The sequence below is a fragment of the Evansella tamaricis genome (genome assembly GCF_019042215.1).
Classification (GTDB): domain Bacteria; phylum Bacillota; class Bacilli; order Bacillales; family Salisediminibacteriaceae; genus Evansella; species Evansella tamaricis.
On record NZ_JAHQCS010000159.1, the window covers coordinates 1 to 6,665 of the forward strand.

Below are 6,665 nucleotides of genomic sequence, written 5' to 3' on the forward strand. Positions count from 1 at the left end.
TGTTGGCAAAGAAATACGCTAACAAGTACGCTCTATTCCCAAGAATCTCCCACTTCTAACAACCCGAAAGGGTGTTAAGTGGTGAGTAGTTCAACGTTTTGGGAGGACTCTTTAATCTAGTGGCCATTTTCTTATAATGAGGATACGGGTTTGATCCTATCACTAGTTTGTTAGGATTAGTTTTGTTGTTGCAGGTTAGATTATTGATTTGTAAAAACTACATATGAATGAAAGCAACTTAGGGACCTGAATATTGGATAAATATAGGTCCCTTTTCAATACGATTTATTTTATAAATGGAGGGATGTAGACGGTGAAACATAGCAATATTTTTCCTTTGCTGATCTGCAACGAAACTGACAACTCCCACAGCTAAAAAAGTGGGGTTCTAGGGCACTTACAAGCAAGTAAAGGTGTAAAGGTGTTAAACTGTTATCCTTACGCTTATATATTTCGACAAAATAACCATTAGTTGGAAAAACATGTTAAACTAAAGAGGAAAGTTTCTGCTATAATCGGGAGGTGACAGGCACTTGTCGATTTCGACAAGTGCCTGTCACCTCCCGATTAACTATTTTGACTTTGGAGGAATTTAGATGTCTATTAAAAAATCAGTTGCTTACTTCATTTACACTTTTGTTCTCATCGTCTTGTTTATTTTTATTGGCGACATCATCATGACTATTAGACAAAAGATGTCCACTACTGGCGTCGCTCCTCTTTCCGTTTACTTTTTTTCATTTATGTATGTGCCCATTGGCATAACATTAGGTTTACCTCTTTTTATTCAACAATATAAAAAAGACGGTCTATGGAAAGTAAACAAAGAGAAATTAGTGTTTGCGGGAGTTCCGATCCTCTATTTATGCTTTTTTTATTTCCTTGTAGTTTATGCACCAAGCTTTTTGATTCCACCTGGTAATATTGCCCACAAATTCTTGAATAATGGGGTGGAACAATTTTCAGGAATTGTATTTGGGTTTATAGTAATAACAAGTATTTATAAATCTAGGGATAACTCCAAATGCTAGTCTCTTATACCAGGAATTCTTTTATTGACACTTACGAAGTGGTTCAGCAATCTATTTTTGAGGGAAAAAGATGTCTATAAAACATTCTATGTAGTTTCGTTCGTGAAGGGAAAAATTCAAATATGACTGTAATTCATCGTCCAATTAGACCTCCTAATTGGACGATTTTTAATCATAGACCGTTTTATAGTTTAATATTGGTTTTATCTCCAACCAACGCTACCACTACCCCATTTGTGGAAGGGTATTAAAGAAACTTATTTTTACTTGACTCTATATGTTTTGTAACAATTATCTTAAATAAATCAATATCATCATTTAATTGGAAAAACCTTTTTGGCAAAATAATCGCCTTATGTTTTGATATATACAAAAGGAACATCTCCTCATATTCCCTTGCTAAGTGAATGTCACTCCATTCAAAAAAGTTATTCGACCTTCCTGTTTGTTGGCTAATTCCCTCGCCACTAAACGTATAACTGATTTCATTTTTAATGCGTTTGTCGCTTTCATACTCTTTCATCGCCCGCTGTTTAAGGCTTTTTTTAACACTAAAAATAGTTATGAGTGAAATAACCAACGCTAGAACCCCTTTAGGAATATAAAACAACAGATTATCGGGTACTAATAACTCGAGAAGGAACAAAATAACCCAAAAGCCAATTAAGATGATGAAAAAATAAGTATATGTGCTTTTTTTAGAATGATAAGCATTATATTTTGAAAAATCTTCTAAACTTACCGTTCCCTTTATGGAAAGCTCCTGCTCCTGTTCCTGTTTATTACTCAAAAAATCTCCCCCGTTTACTAATTTTTGTTTCCTCCATCTAATCAATTTAACACATTCCATCCTATCTTAGCTATTCAACTCCCCTGCCCCATTAACACAAAAATCTACTGCTATTATTGAACACTCACGATAGCTGAAGAAGAGTGAATAAGAAAAGGCAGTGCAGGAACGGCAACTAGAAAAAAATTCGGGAGGCACCTCCCGAATTTCATTTTTTACGCTGCGTTTGTGCTTTTAGCTTTGTTCTTTTTTTTATCAACCATGAATCCTAAGCCAAAGATGGCAGCTAAGATCACTAGAATCGCTGAGATGAATAGTGCTGGTGATGATAATAGCTCAACGATACCACCGAGTAGAATTCCCACTAATCCGAAGTCGGAATCTCCGAAAGTTGTTCCTTCGAATCCGAGAACACCGAGAACTGGAAGTAATAACGCTGGCAAGAAACTGATCAAGAATCCGTTTGCCATGGCACCGAGTATTGCCCCGCGGCGTCCGCCAGTGGCATTACCGAATACCCCGGCCGCTGCCCCAGTGAAAAAGTGAGGGACAAGTCCTGGTACGATAACTCGTAAGCCGAACAATGGAAGTAAGAACATGCTGATTAATCCGGCAATAAAGCTGAATAAGAATCCGATAACAACCGCATTGTTTGCAAATGGGAAGACGGACGGACAATCCAATGCTGGTACAGCGTTTGGTACAACCTTATCTGCAATCCCTTTGAAGGCAGGTACGATTTCCGCAAGTAACATACGAACACCAGCGAGGATGACGTAAACCCCTGCAGCGAATGTTAAACCTTGAATGAAAGCGAAAACTAAGAAGTTAGATCCACCACTTAATTCCCCTTCAATGAATCCTGGACCAGCAAATAATGCTACGATTAAGAAGAGAATAAACATCGTTAAGGAAACAGCCACGGAAGTATCCCGTAAGAATCCAAGTGACTTCGGAACTTTTAGTTCCTCTGTTGATTTAGAATTTTTACCTACTTTTTCCCCAACAAATCCGGCAACGAAGTAGCCCACAGATCCGAAATGTCCCACTGTGAAATCTCTGGATCCTGTGATCTTCTCTGTGTAAGGTGCAACGAGGGCCGGCATAAGAACCATGAGGGAACCAAGAATGAGAGACCCGATGAATACGAGAGCAAATCCTTCCATACCGCCAGTCATCAAAATGACAGCGATCATACACGCCATAAACATCGTGTGGTGACCCGTTAAGAAAATGTATTTAAACGGTGTGAATCGGGCTAACAAGATGTTGAAAATCATCCCGAAGAGCATGATCAGTGCCGTTTCCGTACCGAAAGCGTCTTGCGCCAGTGCTACGATCGCTTCGTTGTTCGGAATAACACCTTGAATATTGAAAGCGTGTTCAAACATGGCAGAGAACTGGTCCAGGGAACCAACAATGACCCCGGCACCTGCCCCTAAAATAACGAATCCCATAACTGTTTTTAACGTTCCAGATACCACATTTGTAATTGCGGCGCGTTGAAGAAGTAATCCAAAAAGGGCGAATAATCCTACTAAAATTGCTGGAGTACCTAAAATATCATTCATTATTAAATCGACCATTTGATTAAACCTCCTTTATATTTGCTTCTATTACTTGGCGGAGCTCTTTTTTGTCCATAATATTGTTTAATTTAATGACATTGCGTTTTCCATCTTCTAAGTTTTCCAATAAATCTGCGGCACCGAGGTAGTAATCGGCAGGCTCTGTTTTACTTGTTGTTAAATCGGTGTGCGATACTTCTGCTTCGATTCCCAACTCTTTCAAAATCGCTTTAACGTTCATCTCTACAATAAAGCTGCTGCCTAACCCGTTTCCGCAAACTACTAATATCTTTTTCATCGTATTCTCCTCCTGTTATACAAAAGAGTATTGGTTAATGTAAGTCATTATGTCGTCAGCGCTTTTTGCATCCATCACCTTTTGTAACACGTCTTCCTCGGACAACATTGTCGTGAGTTGAGAAAGGGCCCTTAGATGTTTTTCGTTATCTACCGCTGCTAAAACAATGATTAGTTTGGCTCGATGTTTTTCCTGTTCTGAAAAATAGACACTCTCTTCTAATCGAAGGAGACTCATACCGATTTTTTCCACGCCATCTTGAGGTCTTGCATGGGGCAGTGCGATTTCTGGTGCGATGACGATATATGGCCCCAATTCTTCCACGTTTGCGATCATGGCATCCACATATTCTTCTCTGATGGACCCCGTAGTGATGAGTGGTGCGGCAGCAATCCGAATGGCTTCTTTCCAGTCTTTCGCGGACCGTTTATAGTGAATGGTTTCCTTTGTCAGCAGTTCATTTAGCACAGGCTTCTCCTCCCTTTCTGTTTCGCTTTGCTGAGTAATGTTAAATAATAAGGACAGTTCTTGAATCATTTCTTTCTCATCAAGAATCGTTGTATGTTTACGTACGATATTCATGATTGCAGGAAGGGAAGGTGCTGTTATCTTCTTATTTGTGGTCTGGTTATTGTTCACAAAAGATAATACTGCCTCTTTGTCCTTGTCTGTCAGAATCGGATTGACGATCAACACAGGGTGCTTTTCATGTTTGATTGGGGAGGTGGCGAAAACATAGTCCACGTCATAGTCCCTGTTTTCATATTGGCGACTGGATACACAACCTACGATATCCACAGCAGCAATGATTTTTTCCATCTGTCCCCATAAGATATTAGAAGTCCCTAACCCGTTTTCACAAACGATTAAGGCTCTTTTCCTCTGTACCGGCTTCTTTCCTTCCCGTTGGAGCCACCCGCCGAAGTGCATCGAAATATAGGCCGTTTCCGAATCCGTTATCTTCCCACCAACGAGTTGTTCCAACGGATGGATCGTTTTTTTCGTCAGGCGGAAGATCTCCGGAAATTCCTTGATGACCCTCTCGGTATTCACCTCTAGTAAACTCACATTATACTTAATCCGATAATAGGCAGGCTTTAAATGTTTAAAGAGAGATTCTTCCACTTGCAGACGATCTTGGAACAAGATGCAAGCATAGTTTTGAAAATCCTGCACCATCGTCTTTACCACTTTCCGGAGTTTTTCCATCTCTTTACTCTGAATATTTTTCAAGTCAGAATAATTTATTTTTGACCCGAGCAAATTCATTGTGATAAAGGCGATCTCATCATCCGGAATAGCTATGTGAAACATCATCTCTAACTTCCATGCAATGTTTTCCGCTGCGCTGTATTCTTTCGTGGACTGGAGTGCCGACCTCTCATCCCCATCCAGCGTAATCCGGTTCCCATGCTGCAGGCGCTGAATAATAACAAGAAGTTTCAAAGCTAGAAGATGAACCATTTCGTCAGTTAATTCGATGGCCAACTCCGCTTCACATTCCTCGATGAATGGCTTGACACTATTCAACTGATTCGTGATTCCTTCAGGTCCAATGCCGCTTTCGGAAAAAGGGAGTCGGATCTGTTCCAGAAGGTGGTTTTTCAATTCATGGCTCGATGCTGTCATTATTTCGGCTAAACAATTGACTAAAAGCTGCTGCTTCCGTTGTTCCGAACCAATGATCTGATACCCGTTATTCCTGTTGAAATCCACTTCCAGTTGCTTTGTTTGAAAAATTTGTTTGATTTCCTTCAGGTCATTGGATGCTGTCGCCCGACTCACTTGCGTTAATTCCATCAGGTCCTCCAGGAATATTGGCTGGCGATTGGTCAAAAGGGTGACCGCCATCAATGAGAGCCGTTCCTCTCTGCTATAGAAGTATTGAAATTTGTTAATTTTTTTGATCAACGACGGAGCTTTTTCCTTCGCTTCCTGTTCCAAGTAGTAGCCTTTGCCATGCTTTTTCTTCACTGGCTCCAAGTTATTCCCTTGCAGCCAATCATTGATTTTTTGAACGTCATAATAGACGGTCCGCTTAGAAATTCCCAGCTGATGGGTCATTCGTTCCACGGGAATAAATCCATTTGTATTCATTAAGATGGTGATGATTTGTGTACACCTTTCATCCAATGTCATGACAACACAACCTTCGCACATGTGCAATTTTAGACTTTCGTCATTTGTGGTTCAACTAGTTAACCTAATTATAGATAGGGTCTGGCCGTTATGTAAATGCTTACATTTTCTATATTTTGTAGCAGTGATTTGTGCAATATTATACTCTTAATGTTGTTCAAGAGCGAGCATTTGGTGATGAGTCATTTTGGGCAGAAGGTGGGGGGAGGATGGGATGGGATGGGATGGAGGATGTGAGATGTGGGGCAGGCACTATTCGGGGGAGTGGATTAGTTGGGAGTTAGGAGCATGGATTACTCGCGGCGTGGGTCTTTCGCTCGGGTTTTTCGCGGCGTGGGTGACCGTGGCGTGGGTTACTCGGGACCGGCTTGTAACCGAAAACGCCGGGCGGGCGGGCGGGCAGAACTTGCCGCTCCTTCTGACCGAACAGGTCGAGCTAATTGCCGTTCGGGAACAACTTGCTCCTTCTTCTGACCGAACGAGCCGACCCAGCTGACGTTCGGGAACAATTCGCTCCTTCTTCTGACCGAACGAGCCGACCCAGCTGACGTTCGGGCACTACTCGTCCCTTCTTCTGACCGAACAGGTCGAGCTAATTGCCGTTCGGGAACAATTCGCCACTTCTTCTGACCAAACAGGCCGACCCAGCTGACGTTCGGGAACAATTCGCCACTTCTTCTGACCGAACAGGTCGAGCTAATTGCCGTTCGGGAACAATTCGCTCCTTCTTCTGACCGAACAGGCCGAGCTAACTGCCGTTCGGGAACAATTCGCCACTTCTTCTGACCGAACTAGCCGACCCAACTGCCATTCGGGAACAATTCGCCACTTCTTCTGAC

General features: G+C 41.7%; 5 protein-coding genes. 1 reads left to right on the top strand and 4 read right to left on the bottom strand.

Annotated features, from left to right (window positions below):
- Positions 1-596: 596 nt before the first annotated feature.
- Positions 597-1,031 carry a hypothetical protein gene (locus KS419_RS19775; RefSeq protein ID WP_217068235.1) on the top strand — a complete coding sequence of 145 codons (435 nt, stop codon included), beginning with the start codon at positions 597-599 and terminating at the stop codon, positions 1,029-1,031.
- Positions 1,032-1,278: 247 nt separating this feature from the next.
- On the opposite strand, the gene KS419_RS19780 is transcribed toward KS419_RS19775, so the two are convergent.
- The 4 genes from KS419_RS19780 to KS419_RS19795 all read right to left on the bottom strand — a co-directional run bounded on the left by KS419_RS19780 (position 1,279) and on the right by KS419_RS19795 (position 5,826).
- Positions 1,279-1,821 carry a YcxB family protein gene (locus KS419_RS19780; protein WP_217068236.1) on the bottom strand — a complete coding sequence of 181 codons (543 nt, stop codon included), beginning with the start codon at positions 1,819-1,821 and terminating at the stop codon, positions 1,279-1,281.
- A gap of 215 nt (positions 1,822-2,036) precedes the next feature.
- Positions 2,037-3,407 (bottom strand): PTS ascorbate transporter subunit IIC, encoded by a 1,371-nt coding sequence (gene ulaA / locus KS419_RS19785; RefSeq protein ID WP_217068238.1) that lies wholly within the window; start codon positions 3,405-3,407, stop codon positions 2,037-2,039.
- A 4-nt stretch (positions 3,408-3,411) separates the two neighbouring features.
- On the bottom strand, positions 3,412-3,687 hold the full coding sequence (locus tag KS419_RS19790) for a PTS sugar transporter subunit IIB (RefSeq protein ID WP_217068241.1): 276 nt from the start codon (positions 3,685-3,687) through the stop codon (positions 3,412-3,414).
- Positions 3,688-3,702: 15 nt separating this feature from the next.
- Positions 3,703-5,826 (bottom strand): BglG family transcription antiterminator, encoded by a 2,124-nt coding sequence (locus tag KS419_RS19795; protein WP_217068244.1) that lies wholly within the window; start codon positions 5,824-5,826, stop codon positions 3,703-3,705.
- Positions 5,827-6,665 lie beyond the last annotated feature (839 nt).

Excerpts from the sequence above, each read along its gene's own strand:
- KS419_RS19795 (WP_217068244.1), bottom strand. The coding sequence starts at position 5,826 with ATGACATTGGATGAAAGGTGTACACAAATCATCACCATCTTAATGAAT.
- KS419_RS19790 (WP_217068241.1), bottom strand. The coding sequence starts at position 3,687 with ATGAAAAAGATATTAGTAGTTTGCGGAAACGGGTTAGGCAGCAGCTTT.
- ulaA (WP_217068238.1), bottom strand. The coding sequence starts at position 3,407 with ATGGTCGATTTAATAATGAATGATATTTTAGGTACTCCAGCAATTTTA.
- KS419_RS19775 (WP_217068235.1), top strand. The coding sequence starts at position 597 with ATGTCTATTAAAAAATCAGTTGCTTACTTCATTTACACTTTTGTTCTC.